Source organism: Pseudomonas sp. SR18 (assembly GCF_023701505.1).
GTDB lineage: Bacteria > Pseudomonadota > Gammaproteobacteria > Pseudomonadales > Pseudomonadaceae > Aquipseudomonas > Aquipseudomonas cyclaminis.
This window is the reverse complement of sequence record NZ_JAMQAU010000006.1, coordinates 141,040-167,982: the sequence shown is the minus strand read 5'-3', so window position 1 is coordinate 167,982 and position 26,943 is coordinate 141,040. Positions and strand designations below refer to the sequence as shown.

Sequence of the window (26,943 nt, the reverse complement as noted above, 5' to 3'; positions counted from 1 at the left end):
CTTTTTCATGTCCGCAAACTTACCGGCGACGAAACAGCGGCAGCGGCTCATCCGTTGCAGCCTGGTACGTCACCGAGAAGTCCTTGAGGCTTTCCAGCGCTTCGTACGGGTCTTTGTCTGCGCGCAGGGCGAAGGCATCGAACCCGCAGCGGCGCAGGTAGAACAACTGGTCGCGCAGCACGTCGCCAATCGCCCGCAGCTCGCCCTTGTAACCGTAGCGGTCACGCAGCAGGCGGGCGTTGGAGTAGTTGCGACCGTCGGTGAAGGCCGGGAAATTCAGCGCGATGACCTGGAAGTGTTCCACGTCGGCGCCGATCTCTTCGGCTTCTTCATCGGCGTCCAGCCACACACCCAGGCCGCCGTCGCGGGCCTTGAGGGCGTGGCCGTGTTCGCGCCACAGCGCCAACGGCACGATCAGGTCGTCGCAGTTGGAGATGCCGTCGAAGCTTGCGTCCTTGGGCAGCAGGTGCCAGGTTTCGTCGAGGACTTCGTTGTTCTTAATGATTCGCTGCATAGACGCGCTCCTTGAACAGGTCAATGCCGATGCGCTGGTAGGTGTCGATGAAACGCTCATCTTCGGTGCGCTGTTCGATGTACACATCGATCAGTTTGCCGATCACCTCGGGCATGGCTTCCTGGGCGAAGGACGGGCCGAGGATCTTGCCCAGGCTCGCATCGCGGCTGGCGCTGCCACCCAGGGACACTTGGTAGAATTCTTCGCCTTTCTTGTCCACGCCCAGGATGCCGATGTGGCCGACGTGGTGGTGACCACAGGCGTTCATGCAACCGGAAATGTTCAGGTCCAGCTCGCCGATGTCGAACAGGTAGTCCAGGTCGTCGAAACGGCGCTGGATCGATTCGGCAATCGGGATCGACTTGGCGTTGGCCAGGGAGCAGAAGTCGCCACCCGGGCAGCAGATGATGTCGGTCAAAAGGCCGATGTTCGGCGTGGCGAAACCGCCTTCGCGCAGCTCGCCCCACAGGGTGAACAGTTGGCTCTGCTCAACGTCCGCAAGGATGATGTTCTGCTCGTGAGAGGTACGCAGTTGGCCGAAGCTGTAGCGGTCAGCCAGGTCGGCGACGGCGTCCAGCTGCTTGTCGGTGATGTCGCCCGGTGCAACACCGGTCGGTTTCAGCGACAGGGTCACCGCCACATAGCCCGGCTTTTTGTGCGCCAGGGTGTTGCGGCCACGCCAGCGGGCAAAGCCTGGATGCTGGCGTTCCAGCTCGGCGATTTCGGCGTCCTGGTTGGCCAGGGCCTTGTACTCGGGATCGACGAAATGCTTGGCAACGCGATGCACTTCGGCTTCGGTCAGGGTGGTCTGGCCGCCGCGCAGGTGTTCCATCTCGGCGTCGACTTTCTGGGCGAACACCTCGGGGGTCAGCGCCTTGACCAGGATCTTGATCCGGGCCTTGTACTTGTTGTCACGACGGCCGTAGCGGTTGTAGACCCGCAGGATGGCGTCGAGGTAGCTCAACAGATCCTGCCATGGCAGGAACTCGTTGATGAATGCACCCACCACCGGCGTACGGCCCAGGCCGCCACCGACCAGCACACGGAAGCCCAACTCGCCAGCGGCGTTGTACACCGGCTCCAGGCCGATGTCGTGGACTTCGATGGCTGCGCGGTCCGAGGTCGAGCCGTTGACGGCGATCTTGAACTTGCGCGGCAGGTAGGCGAATTCCGGGTGGAAGGTGGTCCATTGACGGATGATTTCACACCATGGGCGAGGGTCGATCAGTTCGTCGGCAGCAACGCCGGCGAATTGGTCGGTGGTCACGTTGCGCAGGCAGTTACCGCTGGTCTGAATGGCGTGCATCTGCACGGTGGCCAGTTCAGCCAGGATGTCCGGCACATCTTCCAGGGCCGGCCAGTTGAACTGCACGTTCTGGCGGGTACTGATGTGGGCATAGCCTTTGTCGAAGTCGCGGGCAATCCTGGCCATCATGCGCATCTGGCGTGAAGTCAGTTGGCCGTAGGGCACGGCCACCCGCAGCATCGGCGCAAAGCGCTGAACATAAAGGCCATTTTGCAGGCGCAGAGGGCGGAACTCTTCTTCGCTCAGTTCACCTGCTAAGTAGCGTCGGGTCTGATCACGGAACTGCTTGACGCGGTCCTCGATGATGCGCTGATCGTATTCGTCGTATACGTACATATAGGTCCTGTTCTCGGCAAATCTGCGCGCACGGCCGCGCACTCCCAACGGAGCCGGCGCACGATACCAGTTTGCGTTTATGCGCAAAAGTGATGTTTGGGTATATGGAAATAACCAAAATGACTAATGAGAACGGTTATCGGGATATCCACATTTGTCATGCGGGCAATCGTCGACTTTACTGTGAGCGAGTCTTAGTGCAATCACCTATAAAACCGACAAGAGGCGATGCGATGAGCAATCCGACAAAAGCCCGTAAACCCGACAGTACCGTGGATGCCTGGGCCATTCTGTTCTTGATCATTCTGGTGGTGGGAACCGCCGTTTTCTGGGTCAGCCACCAATAAAGGACGTTGATTGAGCCTCGATTGGTTTAGGCATTGCCACTATCATGGCGGCCTAATTTCGAGGCTCAAGCGTCCATGTTGAAGGTGTTGATTACGTGTGTCTGGTTGCTGGGATCGACGTACGGGGCGATGGCCCATGCCACGTCGGTGGTGTTTCTCAATCCGGGCATGTCGACCGAAACCTTCTGGGTCAGCTACACGCAATTCATGCAGGCCGCCGCCAAGGACCTCGGCCTGGATTTGCGTGTGCGTTATGGCGAGCGCGATGTTGCCAACACGCTGCTTCAGGCGCGTGAGGTGCTGCAAGGCAGCCAGCGTCCGGATTACCTGGTGCTGGTCAATGAGCAGTACGTCGCCCCGCAGATCCTGCGCATGGCCGAGGGCAGTGGCGTCAAGCTGCTGATGGTGAACAGCGCACTGACCGTCGATCAAGAGCAACTGTTGGGCACCCGCAGTGGTATCCGTTTGATCGGCAGCCTGGTCGCTGACGATGAAGAGGCGGGCTACCTGATGCTGCGTGACCTGTTGCGCCAGCACGGGCCGGTTGCGCCGGGCCAATCCCTCGACCTGTTGGCCTTTTCCGGCGCCAAGACCACCCCGGGAGCGCAGTTGCGCGAGCGGGGCCTGCGTCGAGCACTGGCCGAGCATCCCGAGGCGCGCCTGCGCCAGTTGGTCTACGGCGAGTGGAACCGCGAGCGCGCCTTCGAGCAAGCGACGCAACTGTTCAAGCGCTACCCGCAGACGGCGCTGGTGTGGTCGGCCAACGATCAGATGGCCCTGGGCGCCATGCAGGCGTTGCAGGCCAGTGGGCGGTTACCGGGTAAGGACGTGCTGTTCAGTGCGGTCAACAGTTCACCCGAGATCCTGCAGGCGCGCCTGGACGGTCGCTTGTCGAGCCTGGTCGCCGGGCATTTCACCGTAGGCGGGTGGGCCATGGTGCTGATCAATGATGATGCCAAGGGCGTGGATATCAGCGCCCACGGTGGGCGCGACCGCCAGTTGGCGTTGTTCCAATTGATCGACATTCCCCAGGCGCGGCGCTTGTTGGGGCACACGGCACCGGTGAATTTTCGTGCGCTGTCCGCCCAGGGCAAGTCAGCATCCTACCGTTACCCGTTCAGCCTGCAGTTGCTGCTGCGCTAGGCAGCGGCCAGGTGCAGCACCAGCTTGACGATGCCAAACAAGGTCAGCGCAAACACGGCTGTGAACACAATCCCCAGGACCACGAAGTGGCTGGGTTTGCCGTGGGTGAAGTCGCGCGCGCGGTTCTTGCCGCTTTGCACGCCAATGGCCGCAGCCATGACGCTCTGCAGCATCTGCCATAAGGTCGGCGGTTTATTGTCCGGGGTGTCCATGAAGCCTCCGCAGGTCGGGTGGTATCGGCGCGGTGCCACCCACAGGATAGTTCAGGAAACGTCATAGCTAAGTACTTCGGATGCGCCCGCGCGCGGTGATCAACTGGTCTCTTCATTATCAGGAGAGTCAGTATGTCGGTAGTTCCCCAGACAAACGTGCCTGCACGGGCGGCAGGCGCATCCGCGAGCATTCATGCCAAGTCATTGATAGCAGCTGTCCCACCGTGGCTGATCGATGCCACACCGCAGCGTCGTGAGGCACTCAGTAAAGCCGATACAACGCTGGCGCAGGCGTATTGGCGCGCAACCCCACAGCGGCGTCAGCGAGTGCACGATTGCGTACTTGAGAGCTTCACCGAACAATCGGTGCTGGATAAGACGATGTCAGCCTTGCAGGGCATCGAGACGTTCGGCCGACCGTTACTGGTAAAGGCACTCAAGGATCAGTACGGCGTTGAGCTTGCCGGCGGGCTGTCCACCTGGATAAGTCTCAGAAAGTCGCTGCAAGTGAGCTATCTGAATATCGAAGCGCGCACCTATGATTATTTGAAGCTTGAGCTGTTTCAGGCCGCGCTCCACAACTTCGAGGCGAGCGAGTGTGAAGAGGGTTTTTTTCATTCGTCCTCCGGCTTCAGATGGCAAACAGGATCGCTTTCTGAGCCGCTGTTACCGGTGCGCCTGGGGGGGCTGAAAGTCCATCAATTTCTGACACTGTGCCGGCAGTTGAATATTGGCGGGCAGTATCAGGCCTATCTCAAGCGGTTTTTTCACCCCACCGAGGCTTCTGTCGAGGCCACCCTGAGGTTGCAATTCGCCCTCAGCCAAAAGGCCGCGATGCGGGCCGCCGCCGAATTGGCTTTGTTGCAGCAGGATATCGACGACGATGTCTACGCCATGCTGCTTCGCGTCATCGAAGGCGAGCGCTCACCCCGTATCGGGGCGCAAACCGTGCTGGTTCGCGACGTTGGCCTGATGAATCTGCGAATCACCGGCTGCGTGATGTTTCAGGTCATGGCGGGTGAGAAGGTTGATTACCCCATTCTCTACATACCCCATGACCCGTACCACCCGCTGAAGCGCTATCGCGATTACGACCACATGCTTGCGACGTTGAACGACCGGTTTATCACGCCAGGCGCCCCCACACAGCGGGTGACAGGCCCCACGGCTTACCAGCGTTTTTTCAGTCAGTTCGTGAGCCATGCCGATTGGCCGCGTTACTTCAGTGAGTTCACGCAGGATGCCGCAGACGCGACTTTTCGCGAGAAAATCGGTTCCACGTTTCCCGGCATAGGCGATATGTATGAGTTGGTCAGTCGCATGACGCCTTTTCGACTCAAAAATTTCCCACCCTTGCCTCGATCTCCCCAGGTGCCAAACCCGGCGCCCTATCTGGCACCCGCAGCCCTGGTGTTCAAGGACAGTCCGGCGGGCGCTGACGCCATTGATCTTTGGACGTATCTCTACAATCAAAACCGAGACAAGGTTGTGTCGGACGCCGCCAGTTATGCCGTCCCCACCGCGGACGTCGATGCCAGGGTGCGTCAGCGAAAACTGGCGATGTTTCTCAATGTGGGGGTGTTCGTACTGGGTTTCGTTGCCGGGTTCGTGCCTGTGTTGGGTGCAATCATGCTGGGGGTCATGGTCGCACAGCTGTTGTACGAGACGTTCGAGGCGGTGTCAGAGTGGAGTGAAGGCGATCGCAAAGCGGCCAAGGTGCACCTGATCGACCTGGCAGAAAACCTCGCCTTGATCGGGGTGACGGCCGGCGTGGGTAAGGCCCTGAGCAGACCAAGGGTCGAACCGGTCATTGAAGGCACGGTAAGGGTCAGCCTGCCTGACGGTAAGGCGCGTCTGTGGAAGCCTGACCTGGTTCCCTACAGGAGCGACGTGGTGTTTGATTCAGCAGTCCGGCCTGATGCGACGGGTCAGTACATGCGTGGAGGCAAGACTTACATCCGTATTGATGGATCATTCTACGAAACGAGCTTTGACGCCGATCTGCGCAAATGGCGAATCAGGCATCCGCAAGACGACACCGCTTACCAGCCAATCCTTGAGCATAACGGCGAAGGTGCATGGCGACATATTCATGAGTATCCGCTGTCGTGGGAGCGCCTGAAGCTGCTGCGTCGCCTGGGGCATTGCGCGGAGGGTTTTTCTGATGAAACCCTGAGCGCCGTGGGTGAAATAAGCGGTGTCAGCGACGACCAGTTGCGAAAAGTGCACATGGACGGCTTGCCTGTGCCGGCGGTGCTGGCCGATACCCTGGAGGATTTCAAGGTCGACCAGCAGGTTGATGAGCTGATCGGCCAGATTCGTCGGGGAACACCGAGGGACGCTGGCTATGAGTACGCGTTGGGTCTCGTGGTCGAAATGCCAGGCTGGCCGCAGGCAAAGGTATTGGAGGTGTTTGCAGGTTCTGAACCCGTGGGGCACCCGCGTGTCGATGTCGGCAAGACGCCCATCGAGCAACTGGTGGGTAGCACTGGCCCGCTAGGCGAGGACGCGGCTAACTGCGCGTTGGGCCAATTGGGCAGCCGTTTCGAACCGGTTACCCCGCTGATCGATGAGTGGTCTGGTGCCCCTTTGAAAGAGCCACTTCAGGTCCAGGAAACGAGGATTTTCAGCGGGCGCTCCGTGCGCCATGGTCGGCCTCTTTCACCGGGCGCTAACCAGGCCACTCTCAAAATCAGTATTGACGATGTATTCCAAGGCAAGCTCGCATCGACTGTCTTGGCTGGCCTGAGCGAAGACGAAGCCGCCCAGCTGTTGGGCAGCGAGTCAACCTGGGGTGGGGCCACCAGAACGCAGGTCTTCAATGAGAGGCTTGCAGACGTGGCGCTGCAAAGACAGCAGGCCTTGTTCAGCGCTCTGTTGCGCGCAAGAAACCCGCACCACGCCGCCACCGGTTCGCTGCACCGGCGGTTCCCCTCGTTGTCAAGACGAGCGCACGCGCAACTGCTCGACCTGGATATCGGCAACGCCGCAGAGCGCCTTGATCTCGCCGCGCGTACCGCTGCGCAACAGGGGCGCCTTGGACGGGCACTCAGCGGGCTGCATCGGGACAGGCTAGCCGGCGTCGACAGCGACTGGCTGGCCCTGCATACCCTTGCGCGCCTGCCAGGGTGGCCTGAGGGGCTGCGCCTGGAAATACGCGAAGGTCATATCAACGGACCATTGAAGGCCGGCATAGGCGAAGAAAGCGCGGCAATGCGCAGATACCTGATCAAGATCGACGAGCGTTTTCAAGCCGTTGACGCGGCCGGCAAGGCGCTGAATGAATTGCCCCCCCATGGTCGTAACTTCTATGCGTCAATCATGCATGCCTTGCCGGACGAAACCCGTCAAGCGCTGGCGCTGCCGTCGACCAGCCAGGGCGCCGATTTACAACAGGCGTTGGCCGCGTATGCCAGGTCGCACCGAGACGTTGTGGCCAATCAAGTGTTCAAGCTGCGTATCCCGAGGTCAAAGCCCACATGGCGTCTGCCGAGCGGGCGTTTGGGCTATGAGTTGTCGGGCAGGAGCAAGGCTTTTTTCCTGAGTGAACAGTTGATTCGTCAGTTACGCAGTGTCTATCCGAATATCCCTGAAGAGGAGGCTGAGGCATTTTTGTGGTCTCGAAGGCGCGACGGTGAAAGCGATGCGCAGGTTTCGCAGATGCTTTCCTCGCGTCAACGCGAACTGGCGGCATTACAGCTCAGGCTCGCGCAATGGGCCGGGCAGGATGGTTATCGCTCACGTGTTGCCAACGATGTGATCGGCTGTTGGCGCCAGGGCCTGGACCGGGATCGCGCGCCCAGTGCGGTTCTGAACATTCGCGGGGCGCAGCCGCTGCCGACGCTGGAGGCAGACTTTTCCCATGTGCGTACAGCGTCGTTATCAGGCGCCAGATTGCTTGCCGAGGGGAGCGAGGCTTTGCACCGGTTGTTACCCCGTTTACAGCGTCTTGAACTCTACGTTAACCCCATGGACCTGGACGCGGTGGCCGCTCGGTTGCCAAGCCTGCCCGGTATTACCGAACTGTTGATTCAAGGGCCTTCACTCACGTATTCCAGTGAGGCGTTGCAGGCTATCAACCGAATGGCGGGGCTGGAGCAGCTGGTTCTCGGGGGGGCTCTTCAAACGCTGGACGTCAGCGAGTTGACATCATTGCGTCGCTTGACCGTGTCGGGGGCCCTGGGGGCTTGGCCGCGTGGCGTCACTGCGCTTGAGCACCTTGAGTCCCTCGATCTCTCGGGTACCCGATTGCATTCGGTGCCGCCTGAGATGTTCAGCGGGCATGAGCGCGTGTGGCGCGGTTTGCAGATGAATTGGGCAGGGTTTGAATCCCAGGACTTCAAAGCAGTGTTTGATCACTTGCAGGGCAACCCCGCCCATCTGATGGATGAGGCCCGGCTGGTGCGGGACTATTGCGAGGGGGTGCTGAGAGGCCTCTGGAACGGTGATCCGGTTTTTGTTTCGAGTGCCATGGCCGAATTCAGCGAGCAGGGGTTGTCGCCGCCGATGCGTGTGGCGCGTGTGAACACGGTCCGTGAAGAATATCAGCGACTGGCCGCAGAGCTTGAACAATGGCGGCAGCAAGATGCGTCCCGGGATATGGCCGCCGAAAAGCTGCTGGAGTGTTGGCGTGCGGGTTTAGCGCAGCGCTTTATCACCCCTGGTCAGCCCGGCCATTTCGAGGGCGATGCGCCGGCAGGCTCGCGGCTCGATCTGTCAGGAAGTCGGCTGGGTGCTTTGCCGCCGTTGCCGACGGCCGGTTTTGCCCATGTTCGCGACCTGAACTTGAGCGGTGCAGGTGCCCCCCTCGAAGCCATCAACCCGTGGCTCGACCATTTTACCGGGCTCCAGGCCGTCAGCCTTGCAGGGAACAACCTGACGGAACTGCCGTCGACACTCACTCGATTTGAAACCCTCAGACAGTTGGACCTTTCGCGCAACAGGTTGGTCATTACTGCGTCCACACAAGCCCGGTTGAACACGTTCCCGCAGCTTTCATCCTTGCAATTGCAGTACAACCCAATCGGCAGTCTGGATGCGCGCAGTCTCGAACAACTGCGTAGCCTGGACCTGAGTCACAGTGCAATTAACGCCTGGCCGCAAGGCTGGCAACACCTGGAACGTCTGGACCTGAGCCACAGTGCGGTGACCGCTATCCCCGAGGCGGCCTTGGAGGGGCATGATCCCTTGCTGCTCGGCACCAGCCTGCGGGGCTGCCGCCTTACCACTCAAGCACGTGCGCAAGCGCGGTTGTTTGCGCGACGCTACACCCAGGATCACCCAATGGACACGTTGGAAAACCCATTGGGCATACCCCACGACCTGCTGTTTCAGGGATTGACCGGAGGCGACCCTGAGTATTTTCCGGATGACCTTCACCAGCGTCCCGAGTGGCTCACTGCGCTGCCCGGTATCTCAGACCCCGCGCGTGTCAGGCCAACCCCAGCCGAGCGGCTGCAACGTCTGAACCCTTCGCTGGACGACGCCCAGGCGCAGGCATGGAGGGATGAGTTGGGTGTCAGCGGTCACGACGCGTTTAAGGTCGAGGCCAAATTGGTCGAGTGGGAGAGGCAATACGACGAGTGGGTATCGCTGTTGAATCAGTGGATCGGTGCTGAGGATTATCAGAGTGAAAGCGGGATCAGTGCGCTGGACCGGCGCAGGGCGGCGGATCGATTGCTGCAGGGTTGGCGTTTCACGTTGCGGGCAGAACCCTCGGCGTTTGTGCCAGAGAGCGCTCAACAATTGAGCTTGTCGGGCCTGACGTTGGGGGATCTACCTGCCGTGCCGGCTTATTTCGCGCATGTAAACGAGCTTGACCTGAGCGGCGTCGCCCTGACGGCAGAGGGCTCCAGCGGGTTTCTGCGCAGTTTCGCCCATGTAAAAAACTTGACGCTCAGTCATAACGCGCTGCCCGTCTTGCCGAACGTGCTCAACGAATTTCATTGGTTAAGCCGGCTGGACTTCAGCGGTAACCGACTGCGTAACTCGATCGTATTACAGCCGCTCCTGGGCAATATGCCTGAACTGGCATGGTTGGACCTGAGCGGCAATATCCTTAGACGGGTGGATGCCACGGGCTTGAACAGGCTTGAAACACTGAACCTGCAGCACAACCTCCTGGAGGATTGGCCGAGCGCTGTGCTTGAGCTGCCACGGCTGCGTCAGATGGACCTGGGCAACAACTGGATCGAGACTATCCCTGCCGCCGCCCTGGAGCCGCGGCATCAACAATTGATGGCCGGCACCACGCTCTCGGGAAATGAGCTTGGGCTGCATGAGCTTGAAGATTTACGCACCTATCTGCTCCAGACCGGCAATGGCCTGGGGTATTCCGCCCAGGAGCTGGAAGGCCTTATCAACCCCTCTCGTTCGACCAGTGAAGCCGAGTTTTCCGGGGCGGAGCACGTCTTTCAAAATCACCCGGACATTGAGCCTGTGCACGTCCAGAAAAACCGTTGGTTTGCCACGCTGGAGGCTGACTCCCCCAGGCATGCCGCGTGGGATGTACTCGTGGCTGAAGAGGGCAGCGCGGACTTTTTCTTTGTGCTTTCCCGGTTGGCGGACACCGTAGACTTTCTTCAGTTTCCTGCCGAGTTGAGGCGGCGAGTATGGGCGGTGCTGGACGCGATGGGCGATAGTCTGCAACTGAGGCGGTACATATTCGCCAGGGCGACGGCCCTTATACCGGGTGCTACGTGCGGTGACGGTCGAATCCTGATTTTCAACGAGCTTGAAATGAGCGTCCTGGAGTTCGATGCGCTTAGAGAGTCTGAGCTGGCGCAAGACGGCGCTGCGCTGCTGGCACTGGCCAGGAGCATGATCCGTCTGGAGGCGGTGGAGGACATTGCCCGGGCCGCTATCGAGCGCAGCCCGCATATCGATCCCGCCGAAGTACGGCTGGCTTACCGTATCGGCCTTGCCGAGCGTCTACAGTTGCCCAGGCAGCCCTCGGGCATGTTGTATGCCGACCTGGCACAGGTCAGCCAGGCCGATATCGACGATGCCTACGTTGATGTCCTGGCACGTGAACGCGAACCAGGTTTCGATGAAAAACTGATCACCCGTGAATATTGGCTTAATTACTTGAAAAACAAATACGCCGACGAGTTCTCGGCGCTGGCCCACGCGCTGGATAAGCAGATTGATGCACTTGAGGAGCGTTTTCCGGAGGTAGGCCCAGCGTATTTGAAGGAGTACGCAGAACTGGGTGCCAGGCGCAGCGAGCAACAAACCGCGCTGGCTATCCGGCTGACGCGGCAGGAGCGAGAGCGACTCCAGCGTTAGTGGTCGGGCCGATGCAGGCGTTCGATAACGCCTGCATCGGCTGCGGGCCTTAGTTGTCGTAACCCAGGTTTGGCGCCAGCCAGCGTTCGGTCACGGCCAGGTCCTGGCCCTTGCGTGCGGTGTAGCTGGTCACCTGGTCCTTGTCGACCTTGCCCACGGCAAAGTACTGCGCCTGCGGGTGGGCGAAGTACCAGCCGCTGACCGCCGCCGCCGGGAACATCGCGTAGTGCTCGGTGAGGAACACGCCGCTGCGCCCGGCCTGCATCTCGCGGGCTTCAGGGTCCAGCAGTTGGAACAACTGGGCTTTCTCGGTGTGATCCGGGCACGCCGGGTAGCCTGGGGCAGGGCGGATACCGCTGTACTGCTCCTTGATCAGCGCTTCGTTATCCAGCTGTTCGTCCTTGGCGTAACCCCAGTGTTCTTTACGTACCTGCTGGTGCAGCCACTCGGCACAGGCCTCGGCCAGGCGGTCGGCCAGGGCCTTGACCATGATCGAGTTGTAGTCGTCGCCCGCGTCCTGGTAGGCCTTGGCCACCTCTTCGGCGCCGATGCCGGCGGTGGTGATAAAGCCGCCGATGTAGTCGGTCACGCCGCTGTCCTTGGGCGCGACGAAGTCGGCCAGGGAGAAGTTCGGCTTGCCGTCGGTCTTGATGATCTGCTGGCGCAGGTGGTGCAGTTTGGCAATCGGCTGGCCATCTTCGCCGTAGACTTCGAGGTCATCGTCCTGCACCTGGTTGGTCGGCCAGAAACCGAATACTGCACGGGCGCTGATGAGTTTTTCGTCGATCAGCTTCTTGAGCATTTCCTGGGCATCGGCGTACAGCGCGGTGGCGGCTTCACCCACCACTTCATCGGTAAGGATGCGTGGGAACTTGCCGGCCAGGTCCCAGGAGATAAAGAACGGGGTCCAGTCGATGTACTCGGCCAACACGTTGAGGTCGATATTGTCCAGCACCCTGGAGCCGGTGAAGGTCGGCTTGACCGGCGTGTAGCTGCTCCAGTCGAACTGCGGCTTCTTGGCGATTGCCACCGGGTAGCTCAGACGCTCGGTGCGCGCACTGCGGTTGGAGGTGCGCTCACGTACATCGATGTATTCCAGGCGAGTCTTCTCGACGAAGCCGGCCTTCAATTCCTTGGACAGCAACTGCGTAGCCACGCCCACCGCACGGGAGGCGTCGGTGACGTAGATCACCGCGTCGTTGCTGTACTTGGGCTCGATCTTCACCGCTGTGTGCGCCTTGGACGTCGTCGCACCGCCGATCATCAGCGGCAGGTGGAAGTCCTGGCGCTGCATCTCGCGGGCCACATGCACCATCTCGTCCAGGGACGGGGTGATCAGGCCGGACAGCCCGATGATGTCGCACTTCTGTTCCTTGGCCACCTGCAGGATTTTCTCGGCCGGCACCATCACGCCGAGGTCGACGATGTCATAGCCGTTGCAACCGAGCACCACGCCGACAATGTTCTTGCCGATGTCATGCACGTCGCCCTTGACCGTGGCCATCAGGATCTTGCCCTTGGCTTCGGGCTTGTCGCCTTTTTCCAGCTCGATGAACGGAATCAAGTGGGCCACGGCCTGCTTCATCACACGGGCGGACTTGACCACTTGGGGCAGGAACATTTTGCCCGCGCCGAACAGGTCGCCGACGATGTTCATGCCGGACATCAGCGGGCCTTCGATCACTTCGATCGGGCGTGCGAACGACTGTCGGGATTCTTCCGTATCTTCAACAATGTGCGTGGTGATGCCCTTGACCAGCGCATGTTCCAGGCGCTTGTTCACCGGCCAGCCGCGCCATTCCTCGGTCTCGGCTTCTTTGACGCTGCCGTCGCCCTTGTACTTGTCGGCGATGGCGAGGAGAGCGTCGGTGCCTTCCGGGGTGCGGTTGAGCACCACGTCTTCCACGGCGTCACGCAGCTCGGCCGGGATCTGGTCGTAGATCTCCAGCTGGCCGGCGTTGACGATGCCCATGGTCAGGCCGTTGCGAATTGCATACAGCAGGAACACCGAGTGGATCGCCTCGCGCACCGGGTTGTTGCCACGGAACGAGAACGACACGTTGGACACGCCGCCGGAGGTCAGCGCGTACGGCAGCTCGTCGCGGATGTAGGCGCAGGCGTTGATAAAGTCGACGGCGTAGTTGTTGTGCTCTTCGATACCGGTGGCGACCGCGAAGATGTTCGGGTCGAAGATGATGTCTTCCGGCGGGAAGCCGACTTCATTGACCAGGATGTCGTAGGAGCGCTTGCAGATTTCTTTCTTGCGCGCCTCGGTGTCGGCCTGGCCGGCTTCGTCGAACGCCATTACCACCACGGCGGCACCGTAGCGCTTGCACAGCTTGGCGTGATGAATGAACTGCTCGACGCCTTCCTTCATGCTGATGGAGTTGACGATGCCCTTGCCCTGGATGCACTTGAGACCGGCTTCGATCACTTCCCACTTGGAGGAGTCGATCATGATCGGTACGCGGGAGATGTCCGGCTCGCCGGCAATCAGATTGAGGAAGGTCACCATGGCCTTCTTCGAATCGAGCATGCCCTCGTCCATGTTGATGTCGATCACCTGGGCACCGGCTTCCACCTGTTGCAGGGCGACTTCCAGGGCTTCGGTGTAGTTGTCTTCGCGGATCAGACGGGCAAAACGCGCGGAACCGGTGATGTTGGTACGCTCGCCGACGTTGACGAACAGCGAGCTGCGATCAATCGTGAACGGCTCCAGACCCGACAGGCGACAGGCCTTGGGAATGTCCGGGATCGGGCGCGGCGCGTAACCGGCCACGGCCTTGGCGATGGCTTCGATATGGCCCGGTGTGGTGCCGCAGCAACCGCCGACGATGTTGAGAAAGCCGCTCTGAGCGAACTCTTCGATGACCTTGGCGGTTTCCGATGGCAGCTCGTCGTACTCGCCGAATTCGTTGGGCAGGCCGGCGTTGGGGTGCGCCGACACATGGGTGTTGGCCTTGTTGGACAACTCTTCCAGGTACGGGCGCAGCTCGCTGGCGCCGAGGGCGCAATTGAGGCCCACGGAAATCGGCTTGGCATGGGCGACCGAGTTCCAGAATGCTTCGGTGGTCTGGCCCGAGAGGGTACGGCCAGAAGCGTCGGTGATGGTGCCGGAGATCATGATCGGCAATTCGATATCCAGCGCTTCAAACACGCCCTGCACGGCGAAGATCGCGGCCTTGGCGTTGAGGGTGTCGAAGATGGTCTCGATCAGGATCAGGTCGGCGCCGCCTTCGATCAGGCCTTTGGTAGCCTCGGTGTAGTTTTCCACCAGTTCATCGAAGGTGACGTTGCGGTAGCCGGGGTTGTTCACATCGGGCGACAGCGAGCAGGTGCGGCTGGTCGGGCCCAGGACGCCGGCAACGAAGCGTGGCTTGTCCGGGTTCTCGGCGGTCTTGGCATCGGCGATCCTGCGCGCCAGGCGTGCACCTTCGACGTTCAGCTCGTAGGCCAGCTCTTCCATGCCGTAGTCGGCCATGGAAATGCGCGTGGCGTTGAAGGTGTTGGTTTCGAGGATATCGGCGCCGGCATCCAGGTAGGCCTTCTCGATCCCGCCGATCACGTCAGGGCGGGTAATCACCAACAGGTCATTGTTACCCTTGACGTCGCTTGGCCAGTCAGCGAAGCGTTTGCCACGGTAATCGTGCTCTTCCAGCTTATAGCTCTGGATCATCGTGCCCATGCCGCCGTCGAGGATCAGGATACGTTCCTTGAGGGCGTGGTGAAGGGCGTGCAGACGAGCGCTACGATCGGACATGGGACTACTCTGGTCAGGCATTACGGAGGGCATGGATCATAGCAAACCTGTGCGGATTTGCGGCATGTCAGGCTTTTGCATGAATATCGCTCATGTTGTGAGGGGCGATGGCCCGGTAGAATCATCGCAATTTTTCAGCGCATGCATTGAATCGGGACCGGATACATGTCACTTCGTCTTATCGTCAGCGCCGCCCTGGCCTTGATCGCCAGTACCGCGCAGGCAGCAGGTCCCGCCCCGGCGATTTCCTACACCCGCGACATTCAACCGATTTTCACCGAGAAGTGCGTGGCCTGCCATGCCTGCTACGACTCCGCCTGCCAGCTCAACCTGGGCAGCGCCGAGGGCGCGGCGCGGGGCGCGAGCAAGATGCCGGTGTATGACGGCGAACGCAGCCAGGCCGCGCCGACCACCCGTTTGTTTTACGACGCATTTGGCAAGCAGGCCTGGCAGCAGAAGGGCTTCTATTCGGTGCTGGACGCCCAAGGCAGCCAGGCCGCGCTGATGGCGCGCATGCTGGAACTGGGGCATAACGCGCCTTTGCAACCCAATGCCAAGTTGCCCGATGACATTGTGTTGGGCCTGAACCGCGAAAACATGTGCGCCACCCCCGGCGAGTTCAATGCCTATGCCGGCGCCCATCCCAGAGAAGGCATGCCCCTGGCGGTCACGGGCCTCACCGACCAGCAATACCAGACGCTGCAACGCTGGCTCGCGTCCGGCGCGCCGATTGATCAGCAGGGCCTGGCGCCGAGTGCCAACGAAGCCTTGCAGCTTCTACAGTGGGAAAACCTGCTCAACCAGCCCGGCGCCCGTGAGAGCCTGGTGGCCCGCTGGTTGTTCGAACACTTGTTCCTGGCCCATATCTATTTCGAGAACGGCGAGCCAGGGCATTACTTCCAGTGGGTGCGCTCGCGTACGCCGAGTGGGCAGCCCATCGACCTGATCAACACCCGTCGCCCCAATGACGACCCAGGCACGCGTGTCTACTACCGTCTGTGGCCGGTGCAGGGCGTGATTGTGCACAAGACTCACATCACCTATCCGTTCAGCGCTGCAAAAATGGCGCGCATCAAAGACCTGTTCTACAGCGGCAACTGGCAGGTCAACGCCTTGCCGGGTTATGGCCCGGGCCGCCGCGCCAATCCGTTCGACACCTTCGAGGCGATCCCGGCCAAGGCGCGCTATCAGTTCATGCTGGATAACGCCGAGTACTTTGTACGCACCTTTATTCGCGGGCCGGTGTGCCGTGGGCAGATCGCCACGGACGTGATCCGCGACAACTTCTGGACCCTGTTCCAGGACCCGGACCACGACCTGTACATCACCGATGCGCGGTACCGCGGCCAGGCCACGCCGCTGCTGGCCATGCCGGGGCAGAACGACGACGTGGGCAGTGTGCTGAGCCTGTGGTTGGCCTATCGCGACAAGCGCAACAGGTACGAAGCGCTGCGCCGGGACAGTTATGCCGATTTGCCGCCGCCGAGTTGGTCGAGCCTGTGGGCGGGCAATGACAACGCGTTGCTGAGCATCTTTCGCCACTTCGACAGTGCATCGGTCAACAAAGGCCTGATTGGCGAAGTGCCGCAGACGATGTGGCTGTTCGACTATCCGTTATTGGAGCGCACCTATTATCAGTTGGCGGTGAATTTCGATGTGTTCGGCAACGTCTCGCACCAGGCCCAGACTCGGTTGTACTTCGATTTGATCCGTAACGGTGCAGAGCAGAACTTCCTGCGCTTGATGCCGGCGGACGCTCGTGAAGGCTTTATGGATGATTGGTATCAGAACAGCGGCAAGATCAAGCTGTGGCTGGATTACGAAGCGATTGATGACGATAAACCTACAGGCTTGCACTTGAATGAACAGGACCCCAAGCGGGACTTCGCCAACCAGTTGATTGCCCGTTACGGTGATCTGAATGCCAGCCCGGACCCGATTAATCGGTGTTCTGGCGCGTATTGTTCGCGTGACGGGATTGACCCGGCCTTGCAGGATGCTGAGCAGGCGCTTAGCCGGTTGACGTCGCGTCCGGCGGCGGGGCTCAAGGTGATTGATCAGTTGCCTGAGGCGACGATGCTGCGGGTTGAGACTGCCAGCGGGCAGCGTGTGGTCTATAGCCTGCTGCGCAACCGTGCCCACAGTAATGTGGCGTTTTTGCTGGGCGAGGCGTATCGCTATCAGCCGGGGCTGGATACCTTGACCCTTTATCCGGGGGTGCTCAGTAGCTATCCGAATTTCATCTTCAATATTCCGGCAGGGGACGTGCCGGCGTTTGTGGCGCAGATGGAGCAGGCCAAGGACGCCCAGCAGTTTGAGAGGATCGTTGATCGTTGGGGGGTACGCCGGAGCCATCCGTTGTTTTGGCAGTATTTCCACGATTTGTCGGAGTATGTTCGGGAGACTACGCCGGTTGAGGCGGGGGTCCTGGATATGAATCGGTATGAGAATTTGTGAGTGGTGGGTTGCGGGGGGGCGCTCTCAGATCAAAAGCAAGCGCGCGGCGGCCTTAGAGCAGACCGGGTTGTTAAGTCGAGCCCCCTCCCACATGTTGATCTCCATATATCAGGTAGGTGTCACACCACCCCCACACCAACCCCTAACCCGACAAAAACACTGGGACTTTGTACCTCCGTAATAATTTGGCGTAAACTCCGGGCAAGCCTGTGAGGAGTTTCCATGACTGCCATAACCATTACCGACGCCGCCCACGATTACCTGGCTGACCTGCTGTCCAAGCAGAACACCCCAGGTATCGGCATCCGCGTCTTTATCACCCAGCCCGGCACCCAGTACGCCGAGACCTGCATTGCCTATTGCAAGCCTGGTGAAGAGAAACCTGAAGACACCGCCCTGGGGCTCAAAAGCTTCACCGCGTACATCGACCACTTCAGCGAAGCTTTCCTGGACGATGCCGTAGTCGACTATGCCACCGACCGTATGGGCGGCCAGTTGACCATCAAGGCGCCCAACGCCAAGGTGCCGAGCGTCAACGCCGACAGCCCGGTCAACGAGCGCATCAACTACTACCTGCAAACCGAGATCAACCCAGGGCTCGCCAGCCACGGCGGTCAGGTCAGCCTGATCGACGTCGTTGATGACGGTATCGCGGTGCTCAAGTTCGGCGGCGGTTGCCAAGGCTGCGGCCAGGCGGACGTGACCCTGCGTGAAGGCATCGAGCGTACCCTGCTGGAGCGCGTCCCGGAGCTCAAGGGCGTACGTGACGTGACCGACCACACGCAGAAAGAAAACGCCTACTACTGACTAAGGCGTTCACTGCGAACAAAAAAAACGGCGCCCCGTGAGCGCCGTTTTTTTTGCTTAAAATTCATTGCTTTACGCAATACATCTAACAAAGAAGATCAACTGTGGGAGGGGGCTTGCCCCCGATAGGGTCATATCAGCCGCCACCTAAGCAAGCTGGTACGCCGCCATTTGTGAGGTAAAAACTCATGGCCGATAAAGGTGCGCATGCCCCGCCCGATACAGCGACGATTCACTGAAACTGTCACTCGCCAACACCCGTCCCACCACAATCAGCGCCGTACGCCGAAAACCCTTGGCCTCGACCTTTCCGGCAATGTCACTGAGCGTGCCCACCACCCAATCCTGATCCGGCCACGTGGCCCGGTGCACCACGGCAATCGGGCAATCAGCGCCATAGTGCGGCAGCAGTTCTGCGACGATTTTCTCCAGATGGTTGACCCCCAGATGAATCGCCATGGTTGTCCCATGCCGCGCCAGACTGTCGAAGTCCTCGCCGGCCGGCATGCTGGTTTTATCGGCATAGCGGGTCAGGATCACGCTTTGGGCGATGTCCGGCAGGGTCAGTTCGGTCTCCAGCAGCGCGGCGCAGGCCGCTACGGCGGTGACGCCAGGGATGATCTGGAATGGGATGCCCAGTTCACGCAAATGACGGATTTGCTCGCCGATTGCGCCGTAGAGGCTCGGATCACCGGAGTGCACGCGCGCGACGTCCTGGCCTTTGGCGTGGGCAGTCTTGATCAGGTCGATGATTTGCTCCAGGTGCAGTTCGGCGCTGTTCACCACCTGTTCTGCCTGATGCCCCTCCAGGACCGCAGCGGGCACCAGCGAACCGGCGTAAATGATCACCGGGCAACTACGGATCAGCCGCTGGCCTTTGACGGTGATCAATTCCGGGTCGCCGGGGCCTGCGCCGATGAAGTAGACGGTCATTGGGGAGTTCCTGTCAAAAACGGGCGAGCATGAAGATTGCTCATGATCGGGGAGGGCGATTATCGGGGTTTAACCGGCGCAGGCCAACGCAAAGGTGGCTTGGGCGGTTTTTTTGCGGGTGATCAGCAACCGGGCAGGCGCGCCGCAGAGCTGTTCCGCAAGGGCCAGGGCGGCGCTTTCGGCGATGCCGTAACAGCCCGTATGGGCGAACGCGACGGCGGACTTGTGGCTGAGTCGATCTGCATAAGCGGCCAGTTGCTCGGCGCTGAAGCATTGCAAAGGCAGATTCAACTGCCGCGCCAGCGCCAGCAAGCCTGGCTCGTCCTGTTTGCGGTCGATGCTGGCCAGTGCGGTGATGCTGTGGCGATCAATCCCGCCCTCCGCGAGGGCGGTATCCAACAGCGCCAGCAGGGCGTGAGCCGCACAACCGCGCTGGCAACCCAGGCCGACCACGTAGGTCATGCCGAGTATTGATCGTCGCGGTTGCGGCGGAACAGCCACGCGCTGATCAGGCCCAGGGCCAGCCAGAACGCCACGTTGGTCAGTTGCGAGGCGATTTTGAACTGCGCTTCCAGGGCTTGCGGCGCGAGCATCGCATGCACTTCCGGTTGCGGCGCGCCGATCACGTGCGGTACCGCAAGGATGGCAGCGCCGAGCACTTTGAGCAGCCAGTTGCGGCCGAACACGATGAGCGCAATCCCGGCAGCGGTGGAGGCCGCAGTGCCGATCCACCACGTCTGGCGCAGCGCCAGATCAGCGGCTGCCGTGCCCGGCAACTCGGGCGGCAGGCCCATCGTCGGTGCAAGCACAAAGGTCGCGTAACCGGCCAAACCCCACAGCAGGCCTTGTGCCGTGCGGGTGGGCGCACGCAAGGTGTAGAGGCCGGCCAGCATCAGCGCGAAACCGACCGCTACCACCAGGTTGCCACCCGTAGTGGACAGCACGCGCTGCCAGCCGTCTTCCGGCTCCCAGGCTTCGGCATCGTGGGTGTGGGCAGCAGCGCCGGCGGCGTGTTCGTGCACCACTTCGGTGGCTGCAGGGGCTTTTTCAAAGGTTTCCGCCTGCAATATCAGCGGGGCGACCCAAAAGCTTTGCAGCAGGGTCAGCAGCAGGGCGGCCAGCAAGCCGGTGAACCCTGCGGTTTGCGCAATACGCTTGATCATGTCGGCAGGTCTCAGTGGCACGGGAACGCGGCGCTGTGGCGAGTATCGTGGGCAGCGTTGTGCACCGCCTCGATATGCGAGAAACCGGCGAAATACACCAGGCACGCGCCCAGGATCGACGCACCGATAGCGGCGGTCAGGCGTTGGCTCAGGGTAGAAGTGCTGCTGGAGGAGTGCGAAGTGCTGCTGATGATCGACATGGCGCGTCCCTTTCAGGTGTCTGGGTGAAACGAGCGCATGAAAACCCCGCGAGCCAGGCACGCAGGGTTCCGAACAGCGCCCGCCCACCGCGGGTTTGTTATCTGATTTTTCGGGCCGGTCTCCGGGCTTGCGAGGGACACTGGGTCTATAAAGCATCGCCTTCCCATGCCGTACTGGCACAGTGGATCTGACGCTTCACTCGCTTACCGTTGCGGGGGCAGCACCGGACTGGTCATGGCGTGCATGATTTACCGGTTTCCCGTTTCACCCCGTGAGGGGCACCCGAAACAAGATGTGTAGGAGAGCATGGGCGGGGGACGGTAGTCAAATGCGGCAAGCCCCTGTAGCCTTGCACCTTCGAGGTTCTTCGGCCCAGGCCGAAGCTAAGAAGGGAACGCGGTTCAAGCCGCGGCTGCCCCCGCAACTGTGAAGGGTTCATCCGACTGCCACGCCACTGCCATCAACGGCGGGAAGGCGCAGCCGGCGCCGGTCTCGCGACCCGCAAGCCCCAAGCCAGGAGACCTGCCTCGCAACCGATTTTCCAATTCAACCGGGCGGGGTGATCCGGTGACGAAATCCGCTTCTGCGCCGTGCCGCAGGGCCTATCGTCCCGTATGCCCGCCCCCAAGGGCATCCGATGAAAACACTGGCCAAACTTCCCGTCACCATCGTTACCGGCTTCCTCGGCTCGGGCAAAACCACCTTGCTGCGCCATATGCTCGACAACGCCCAGGGCCGTCGCATCGCCGTGATCGTCAATGAGTTCGGCGAGCTGGGTATTGATGGTGAAATCCTCAAGCAGTGCTCCATTGGTTGCACCGAAGAAGAAGCCAACGGCCGTGTCTACGAACTGGCCAACGGCTGCCTGTGCTGCACCGTGCAGGAAGAATTCTTCCCGGTGATGCGCGAATTGGTCGCCCGTCGCGGCGACCTTGACCATATCCTTATCGAAACCTCGGGCCTGGCCCTGCCAAAACCACTGGTACAAGCCTTCCAGTGGCCGGAAATCCGCAGCGCCTGCACGGTAGACGCGGTGATTACCGTGGTCGACAGCCCTGCCGTGGCCGCTGGCACCTTCGCTGCGTTCCCCGATCAAGTGGACGCCCAGCGCAAGCTCGACCCGAACCTGGACCACGAGTCGCCGCTGCACGAGCTGTTCGCCGACCAACTGGCCAGCGCCGACCTGGTGATCCTCAACAAGTCCGATCTGATCAGCCCGCAAGACCTGGCCCGTGTGCGCCTGGAAGTCGCCGAAGAGCTGCCGCCAGCCGTGAAGATCATCGAAGCCAGCAGCGGTCGCGTACCCCTGGACGTGCTGATTGGCCTGGGTGCTGGGTCCGAAGAGCACATCGACGGTCGTCACAGCCATCACGATCACCACCACGAAGGTGAAGACGACCACGATCACGATGCGTTCGACTCCATCTCCATCGACCTGCCTCAAGCCGACGAAGCGCTGCTGCTCGACGCCTTGACCCAACTGGTGGTGCAGCACGGCATCCTGCGCGTCAAAGGCTTCGCCGCGATCCCGAACAAACCGATGCGCCTGCTGATCCAGGGCGTGGGTACCCGTTTCGACAAACACTTCGACCGCGCCTGGACGGCCGATGAAGCCCGCATTACGCGCCTGGTGCTGATCGGCCAGGACCTCGACGCGGCCGGCCTCGAAGCGCAATTGCGCGCCGCGCTCAGCGTTTAACCCATGCACCTGCTCAGGACTCAGCCCGGTGGTTTCGTCGCGGACGACAATATTGCCGACCTTGGCCAAACGCCCGCCGAGCTGGTGATCCTGTGCAGCGGTGATTCCAGCCTGGCATTGTTGGCCGAAGCGGCCCAGCAGTTGCCTGACGACTATCCCAGCCTGCGTCTGGCCAACCCGATGCAAGTGCAGAACCATGCCTCGGTCGACCTGTATGTCGATGAGGTGCTGCGCCACGCCAAGGTCATCCTGATTTCCCTGCACGGGGGCATCGGTTATTGGCGCTATGGCATCGAACGCTTGGTGGAGTTGGCCGAGCGCGGCGTGCAGCTGATCCTGGTGCCGGGAGATGATCGCCCGGATCCGGAGCTCAGCGGCCTCAGTACCGTCGGCGTCGAGGTTCGGGATCGCCTGTGGCAGTTTCTGCGTCAGGGCGGGCTGGCCAATGCGCTGGATTTCTATCGCTGCCTGGCCAGTGGCTATCTGGACCGCGATTACCCGTGGGCCGAACCGCAAACCCTGGCGCGCACGGCGATCTATCACCCCCATAAAGCCAATGCCCGGCTCGACGACTGGCAGGCGGATTGGCACGCCGAGCAACCTGTCGCGGCCGTGCTGTTCTACCGCTCGCACTTGCAGGCGGCCAATACCGGTTTTATCGACGTGTTCTGCCAGCACTTGCAGGCGGCGGGCCTCAATCCGTTGCCGATGGCGGTGGCTAGCCTGAAAGAGCCCGGCTGCCTCGCGGCGGTCGAGGACTGGTTGGATGAAGCGCAGGCCTCGGTGATTCTGAATACCACCGGTTTTGCCCAATCCAGCCCCGAAGCCCCGCATTTGCGCCCGTTTCGCCGCAATATCCCGGTGATCCAGGCGATTTGCGCCCAGGACAACCAGCCCGGCTGGGAGGCCAGCGAACAAGGCCTTGGCCCGCGTGATCTGGCGATGCACATTGCCTTGCCGGAGCTGGACGGCCGCATTATCAGCCGGCCGATCAGCTTCAAGGACCTGGCCTGGCGCAGCGAACGCAGCCAGTCGGATGTGGTGTGCTACCGCGCAGCACCCGAGCGCATGGATTTTGTCGCTGAGTTGGCGCGGCGCTGGGTCGAACTGGCGCGAGTGCCGAATGGGGATAAACGCATCGCGCTGATCCTGGCCAACTACCCGACCCGCGACGGCCGTATCGGCAATGGCGTCGGGCTGGATACCCCTGCGGCGGCGCTGAATATCCTGCTTGCGTTGCAGGCTGAAGGTTACCCGGTGCCGACGGCCCTGCCGGAAAGCGGCACCGCCTTGATCCACGAGTTGCTGGGCGGCGTCACTAACGACCTGGACAGCCTCGACCTGCGCCCGTGCCATCAAAGCCTCGGCCTGGATGACTACGAGGCGATGTTCAAGCGCCTGCCTGCTGCCAATCAACAGGCCGTGCTGGAGCGCTGGGGCACGCCCCACAACGATCCGATGTTCCGTGACGGCCGTCTGATGGTTGCCGGTCTACGCCTGGGCCTGACGTTCGTCGGCATCCAGCCGGCACGGGGTTACCAGGTGGACGCGAGTGCGGTGTACCACGACCCGGACCTGGTGCCACCCCACGGCTACCTGGCGTTCTATTTCTGGTTGCGCCACACCTATGGCGCCCATGGCGTGATCCATGTGGGCAAGCACGGCAACCTGGAATGGCTGCCGGGCAAGGGCGTGGGCCTGTCGGAAAATTGCTGGCCTGATGCGTTGCTGGGGCCGCTGCCGAATATCTACCCATTTATCGTCAACGACCCCGGTGAAGGCGCACAAGCCAAGCGCCGTACCCAGGCGGTGATCATCGATCACCTGATGCCACCGCTGACCCGCGCCGAAACCTACGGCCCGCTACGTAACCTGGAGTTGTTGGCGGACGAATATTACGAAGCCCAACTGCTCGATCCACGCCGTGCCCGCGAGCTGCAAAAAGACATTCTCAAGCTGGTGCGTGAAGCCTGCATCGACCAGGAACTTGAACTGGATGGCGACGCCGATGCGGCGGTCTGGTTGCCACGCCTGGACACCTACCTGTGTGACTTGAAGGAATCGCAGATTCGCGACGGCCTGCATATCTTCGGCGAGTCGCCCCAAGGCCGCTTGCGCATCGACACCTTGCTGGCGTTGCTGCGCATCCCCCGTGGTGATGGCCGTGGCCCGCAATCGAGCCTGTTGCGCGTGCTGGCCAAGGCGTTTGAGCTGGGTTTCGACCCACTGGACTGTGCCCTGGCCGAACCGTGGACTGGACGCCGCCCGGCGGTGTTGCAGAGCATCGACGCGCAGCTATGGCGCACCGCCGGTGACACCCGCGAGCGCCTGGAACTCTACGCGGCGCGACTGATCGATCAGGCGCTGGAAGGCCCGCTTGAGCAGTTGGAAGAACCTGGTTGGGAAGACGTGAAAGCGGTTATCGAAAGCCTGCGTATTGTCGTAGCGCCACGCCTGGATGCCTGCGGTCCGGCGGAAATGCGCGGTTTGCTGGATGCCCTCAGCGGCCGCTTCGTACCGGCGGGGCCGAGTGGCGCGCCGAGTCGGGGTCGCCTGGATGTACTGCCCACCGGGCGCAACTTCTTCACCGTCGATGTGCGCAACCTGCCCACCACCACGGCGTGGCGCATCGGCTTCCAGTCGGCCAGCCTGATACTGGAGCGGCATCTGCAGGACCACGGCGATCATTTGCGCCAGTTGGGTCTCTCGGTATGGGGCACCGCCACCATGCGCACCGGCGGTGATGATATCGCCCAGGCCATGGCGCTGATGGGCGTGCGCCCAGTGTGGGCCACGGGCAGCCAGCGGGTGGACGACTTCGAGATCCTGCCGGTCAGCCTCTTGGACCGCCCGCGTGTGGACGTAACACTGCGGGTGTCCGGGTTCTTCCGCGATGCGTTTGCCAACCTGATCCGCCTGTTCGATGCGGCGGTTCAAGCGGTCGCGGCCCTCGACGAGCCCGACGACATGAACCCGCTGGCGGCCAAGGTGCGCAGTGAGCGCGCCGCGTTGCTGGCGTCTGGCCTGGACGCAGAAACCGCCGCCAGGCAAGCCGGCTGGCGGATCTTCGGCGCCAAGCCCGGTGCCTACGGCGCGGGCGTGCAGGGCGCGATTGATGGTCGCCTGTGGCAAAGCCGCGAGGACCTTGCCGAGGTTTACCTCAACTGGGGCGGCTACGCCTATGGCGGCGCCGACGAAGGCACCGCTGCCCGCGAGCAGTTCGCCCAGCGCCTGAGCCAGGTGCAGGCCGTGCTGCAAAACCAGGACAACCGTGAGCACGACCTGCTCGACTCCAACGATTACTACCAATTCCAAGGCGGCATGCTCGCTGCCGTGGAAACCCTGAGCGGCGACAAGGCTGCCAGCTATCACGGCGATCACAGCCAACCGGACTTGCCGAAGATCCGCACCTTGAAAGAGGAGCTGAACCGAGTGATCCGTTCTCGCGCCGCCAACCCCAAGTGGATCGACGGCGTGAAGCGTCACGGCTATAAAGGTGCGTTTGAAATGGCCGCGACGGTGGACAATCTGTTCGCTTTCGACGCCACCACGTCACTGATCGACGACCATCAATACGCCTTGCTCGCCGACGCCTACCTGCTCGACCCCGACACTCGAGACTTTGTGCAGCAGCACAACCCCGCAGCGCTGCGCGACATGACCGAGCGCATGCTGGAGGCCCAGCAGCGTGGCCTGTGGCAAGAACCGGGGGCGTACCGCGAGGCGTTGGAAAACCTGTTGCTGGATATAGAAGAAGACAGCTGATGACTGATACCCCCCATTTCCCGCTGTCCGCCGTGGTCGGCGCCGACGCCTTGAAATTGGCGCTGTGCCTGACTGCCATCGACCCGAAGATCGGTGGCGTGCTGATCGAAGGCCCGCGTGGCATGGCCAAGTCCACTTTGGCCCGTGGTCTGGCGGACCTGCTCGCCAGCGGCCAGTTTGTGACGTTGCCGCTGGGTGCGACCGAGGAGCGCCTGGTCGGCACCCTGGACCTGGACGCTGCGCTGGGCGAGGGCCGTGCGCAGTTTTCCGCCGGCGTATTGGCCAAGGCCGACGGCGGCGTGCTGTATGTCGATGAAGTCAACTTACTGGCCGACCACTTGGTCGACCTGCTGTTGGACGTGGCCGCCAGCGGCACCAACTTGATCGAGCGTGACGGCATCTCCCATCGGCATTCGGCGCGCTTTGTGCTCATCGGCACGATGAACCCGGAGGAGGGTGAGTTGCGTCCGCAGTTGCTCGACCGTTTCGGTTTTAACGTGGCCTTGAGCGGGCAGACATTGCCGGCCGAACGTGGCCAGATCATCCGCCGTCGCCTGGATTTCGACAGTGACCCTGTTGCGTTCTGCGCCCAGTGGGCCGAACCCCAGGCAGCCTTGCGCGAGCGCTGCACCCAGGCGCGGGCGCGGCTCGACAGCATTGCGCTGGATGATCGGGCCCTGGCGCAGATCACCGAGCGTTGTTTTGCCGCCGGCGTGGATGGCTTGCGCGCCGACCTGGTCTGGCTGCGCGGTGCCCGGGCGCATGCGGCGTGGCGCGGTGCCCAGGCGATTGCCGAAGAAGATATCGACGCGGTGGCCGAGTTTGCCTTGCGTCATCGGCGCCAGGCACAGTCTCCGCCGGCCGGTCCGCCGCCTGAAGGCCAGTCGCCCAGGTCCAGCGAGACCTCCGCCGGCCAAGGCCAGTGGGGCGATATGCCCGCGCCGCCGCTGCCCACCGGTGCACGTCGCGAAGTGCCCACCTGGCCAAAAAAGCCTTAGGCATTCGTCCCCGAC

The 26,943-nt window shown here is 61.6% G+C and carries 15 protein-coding genes and 2 riboswitches; of the genes, 7 read left to right on the top strand and 8 right to left on the bottom strand.

All coding sequences use genetic code 11. The features are described 5' to 3' along the window. Positions 1–19 precede the first annotated feature (19 nt). Both NDJ82_RS11705 and NDJ82_RS11700 read right to left on the bottom strand, forming a co-directional pair. Positions 20–514, bottom strand: a complete 495-nt coding sequence (locus NDJ82_RS11705; protein WP_003235539.1) for a DUF934 domain-containing protein — start codon at positions 512–514, stop codon at positions 20–22. Next, a complete protein-coding gene (locus tag NDJ82_RS11700) occupies positions 498–2,156 on the bottom strand; it encodes a nitrite/sulfite reductase (RefSeq protein ID WP_099582792.1) in 1,659 nt (552 codons plus the stop codon). Before NDJ82_RS11700 ends, NDJ82_RS11705 begins: the two co-directional genes overlap by 17 nt. A gap of 422 nt (positions 2,157–2,578) precedes the next feature. Here NDJ82_RS11700 and NDJ82_RS11695 point away from each other — a divergent pair, with 422 nt between their 5' ends. Beyond that, positions 2,579–3,646: an ABC transporter substrate-binding protein gene (locus NDJ82_RS11695; protein ID WP_158876171.1), complete on the top strand. Its 1,068-nt coding sequence runs from the start codon at positions 2,579–2,581 to the stop codon at positions 3,644–3,646. Here NDJ82_RS11695 and NDJ82_RS11690 read toward each other — a convergent pair. After that, positions 3,643–3,858 (bottom strand): DUF2970 domain-containing protein, encoded by a 216-nt coding sequence (locus tag NDJ82_RS11690; protein WP_158876169.1) that lies wholly within the window; start codon positions 3,856–3,858, stop codon positions 3,643–3,645. The two genes, NDJ82_RS11695 and NDJ82_RS11690, sit on opposite strands and share 4 nt — an antisense overlap. Before the next feature lie 132 nt (positions 3,859–3,990). On the opposite strand from NDJ82_RS11690, the gene NDJ82_RS11685 reads away from it, so the two are divergent. Beyond that, positions 3,991–11,145, top strand: a complete 7,155-nt coding sequence (locus NDJ82_RS11685) for an NEL-type E3 ubiquitin ligase domain-containing protein (protein WP_250925501.1) — start codon at positions 3,991–3,993, stop codon at positions 11,143–11,145. A gap of 49 nt (positions 11,146–11,194) precedes the next feature. Here NDJ82_RS11685 and metH read toward each other — a convergent pair whose 3' ends face one another. Continuing rightward, positions 11,195–14,905 (bottom strand): methionine synthase, encoded by a 3,711-nt coding sequence (gene metH, locus NDJ82_RS11680; RefSeq protein ID WP_099582796.1) that lies wholly within the window; start codon positions 14,903–14,905, stop codon positions 11,195–11,197. Positions 14,906–15,070: 165 nt separating this feature from the next. Between metH and NDJ82_RS11675 the strand changes: the two genes are divergently transcribed. Together NDJ82_RS11675 and nfuA are read left to right on the top strand one after the other, a co-directional pair. After that, entirely contained in the window at positions 15,071–17,362 is a 2,292-nt protein-coding gene (locus NDJ82_RS11675) for a fatty acid cis/trans isomerase (RefSeq protein WP_250925500.1), read from the top strand. Positions 17,363–17,584: 222 nt separating this feature from the next. Continuing rightward, positions 17,585–18,169, top strand: a complete 585-nt coding sequence (nfuA, locus tag NDJ82_RS11670; protein WP_032887092.1) for a Fe-S biogenesis protein NfuA — start codon at positions 17,585–17,587, stop codon at positions 18,167–18,169. 186 nt (positions 18,170–18,355) lie between these two features. Here nfuA and cobM read toward each other — a convergent pair whose 3' ends face one another. The 4 genes from cobM to NDJ82_RS11650 all read right to left on the bottom strand — a co-directional run bounded on the left by cobM (position 18,356) and on the right by NDJ82_RS11650 (position 20,465). Next, on the bottom strand, positions 18,356–19,102 hold the full coding sequence (cobM, locus tag NDJ82_RS11665; RefSeq protein WP_191947867.1) for a precorrin-4 C(11)-methyltransferase: 747 nt from the start codon (positions 19,100–19,102) through the stop codon (positions 18,356–18,358). Positions 19,103–19,171: 69 nt separating this feature from the next. Further along, a complete protein-coding gene (locus NDJ82_RS11660) occupies positions 19,172–19,564 on the bottom strand; it encodes a cobalamin biosynthesis protein (RefSeq protein ID WP_099585259.1) in 393 nt (130 codons plus the stop codon). After that, positions 19,561–20,265 carry a CbtA family protein gene (locus NDJ82_RS11655; RefSeq protein ID WP_191947868.1) on the bottom strand — a complete coding sequence of 235 codons (705 nt, stop codon included), beginning with the start codon at positions 20,263–20,265 and terminating at the stop codon, positions 19,561–19,563. Before NDJ82_RS11655 ends, NDJ82_RS11660 begins: the two co-directional genes overlap by 4 nt. Positions 20,266–20,276: 11 nt before the next feature. Beyond that, positions 20,277–20,465 (bottom strand): CbtB domain-containing protein, encoded by a 189-nt coding sequence (locus tag NDJ82_RS11650; protein ID WP_099585257.1) that lies wholly within the window; start codon positions 20,463–20,465, stop codon positions 20,277–20,279. A 96-nt stretch (positions 20,466–20,561) separates the two neighbouring features. Next, positions 20,562–20,767, bottom strand: a riboswitch (cobalamin riboswitch). Between the two features lie 42 nt (positions 20,768–20,809). Then, positions 20,810–21,010: riboswitch (cobalamin riboswitch) on the top strand. Positions 21,011–21,103: 93 nt separating this feature from the next. Between NDJ82_RS11650 and cobW the strand changes: the two genes are divergently transcribed. From cobW to NDJ82_RS11635, 3 genes are read left to right on the top strand one after another with little or no spacing between them, the layout of a single operon-like run. After that, positions 21,104–22,165 (top strand): cobalamin biosynthesis protein CobW, encoded by a 1,062-nt coding sequence (gene cobW / locus NDJ82_RS11645; RefSeq protein ID WP_112194997.1) that lies wholly within the window; start codon positions 21,104–21,106, stop codon positions 22,163–22,165. 3 nt (positions 22,166–22,168) lie between these two features. Further along, a complete protein-coding gene (gene cobN, locus NDJ82_RS11640; protein WP_250925499.1) occupies positions 22,169–25,930 on the top strand; it encodes a cobaltochelatase subunit CobN in 3,762 nt (1,253 codons plus the stop codon). Further along, positions 25,930–26,928, top strand: a complete 999-nt coding sequence (locus NDJ82_RS11635) for a magnesium chelatase ATPase subunit I (RefSeq protein WP_250925498.1) — start codon at positions 25,930–25,932, stop codon at positions 26,926–26,928. The genes cobN and NDJ82_RS11635 overlap by 1 nt, the downstream gene beginning before the upstream one ends. Positions 26,929–26,943: the final 15 nt, after the last annotated feature.

Coding starts and splice junctions, on each gene's coding strand:
- NDJ82_RS11705 (WP_003235539.1), bottom strand. CDS start 514: ATGCAGCGAATCATTAAGAACAACGAAGTCCTCGACGAAACCTGGCAC.
- NDJ82_RS11700 (WP_099582792.1), bottom strand. CDS start 2,156: ATGTACGTATACGACGAATACGATCAGCGCATCATCGAGGACCGCGTC.
- NDJ82_RS11695 (WP_158876171.1), top strand. CDS start 2,579: ATGTTGAAGGTGTTGATTACGTGTGTCTGGTTGCTGGGATCGACGTAC.
- NDJ82_RS11690 (WP_158876169.1), bottom strand. CDS start 3,858: ATGGACACCCCGGACAATAAACCGCCGACCTTATGGCAGATGCTGCAG.
- NDJ82_RS11685 (WP_250925501.1), top strand. CDS start 3,991: ATGTCGGTAGTTCCCCAGACAAACGTGCCTGCACGGGCGGCAGGCGCA.
- metH (WP_099582796.1), bottom strand. CDS start 14,905: ATGTCCGATCGTAGCGCTCGTCTGCACGCCCTTCACCACGCCCTCAAG.
- NDJ82_RS11675 (WP_250925500.1), top strand. CDS start 15,071: ATGTCACTTCGTCTTATCGTCAGCGCCGCCCTGGCCTTGATCGCCAGT.
- nfuA (WP_032887092.1), top strand. CDS start 17,585: ATGACTGCCATAACCATTACCGACGCCGCCCACGATTACCTGGCTGAC.
- cobM (WP_191947867.1), bottom strand. CDS start 19,102: ATGACCGTCTACTTCATCGGCGCAGGCCCCGGCGACCCGGAATTGATC.
- NDJ82_RS11660 (WP_099585259.1), bottom strand. CDS start 19,564: ATGACCTACGTGGTCGGCCTGGGTTGCCAGCGCGGTTGTGCGGCTCAC.
- NDJ82_RS11655 (WP_191947868.1), bottom strand. CDS start 20,265: ATGATCAAGCGTATTGCGCAAACCGCAGGGTTCACCGGCTTGCTGGCC.
- NDJ82_RS11650 (WP_099585257.1), bottom strand. CDS start 20,465: ATGTCGATCATCAGCAGCACTTCGCACTCCTCCAGCAGCACTTCTACC.
- cobW (WP_112194997.1), top strand. CDS start 21,104: ATGAAAACACTGGCCAAACTTCCCGTCACCATCGTTACCGGCTTCCTC.
- cobN (WP_250925499.1), top strand. CDS start 22,169: ATGCACCTGCTCAGGACTCAGCCCGGTGGTTTCGTCGCGGACGACAAT.
- NDJ82_RS11635 (WP_250925498.1), top strand. CDS start 25,930: ATGACTGATACCCCCCATTTCCCGCTGTCCGCCGTGGTCGGCGCCGAC.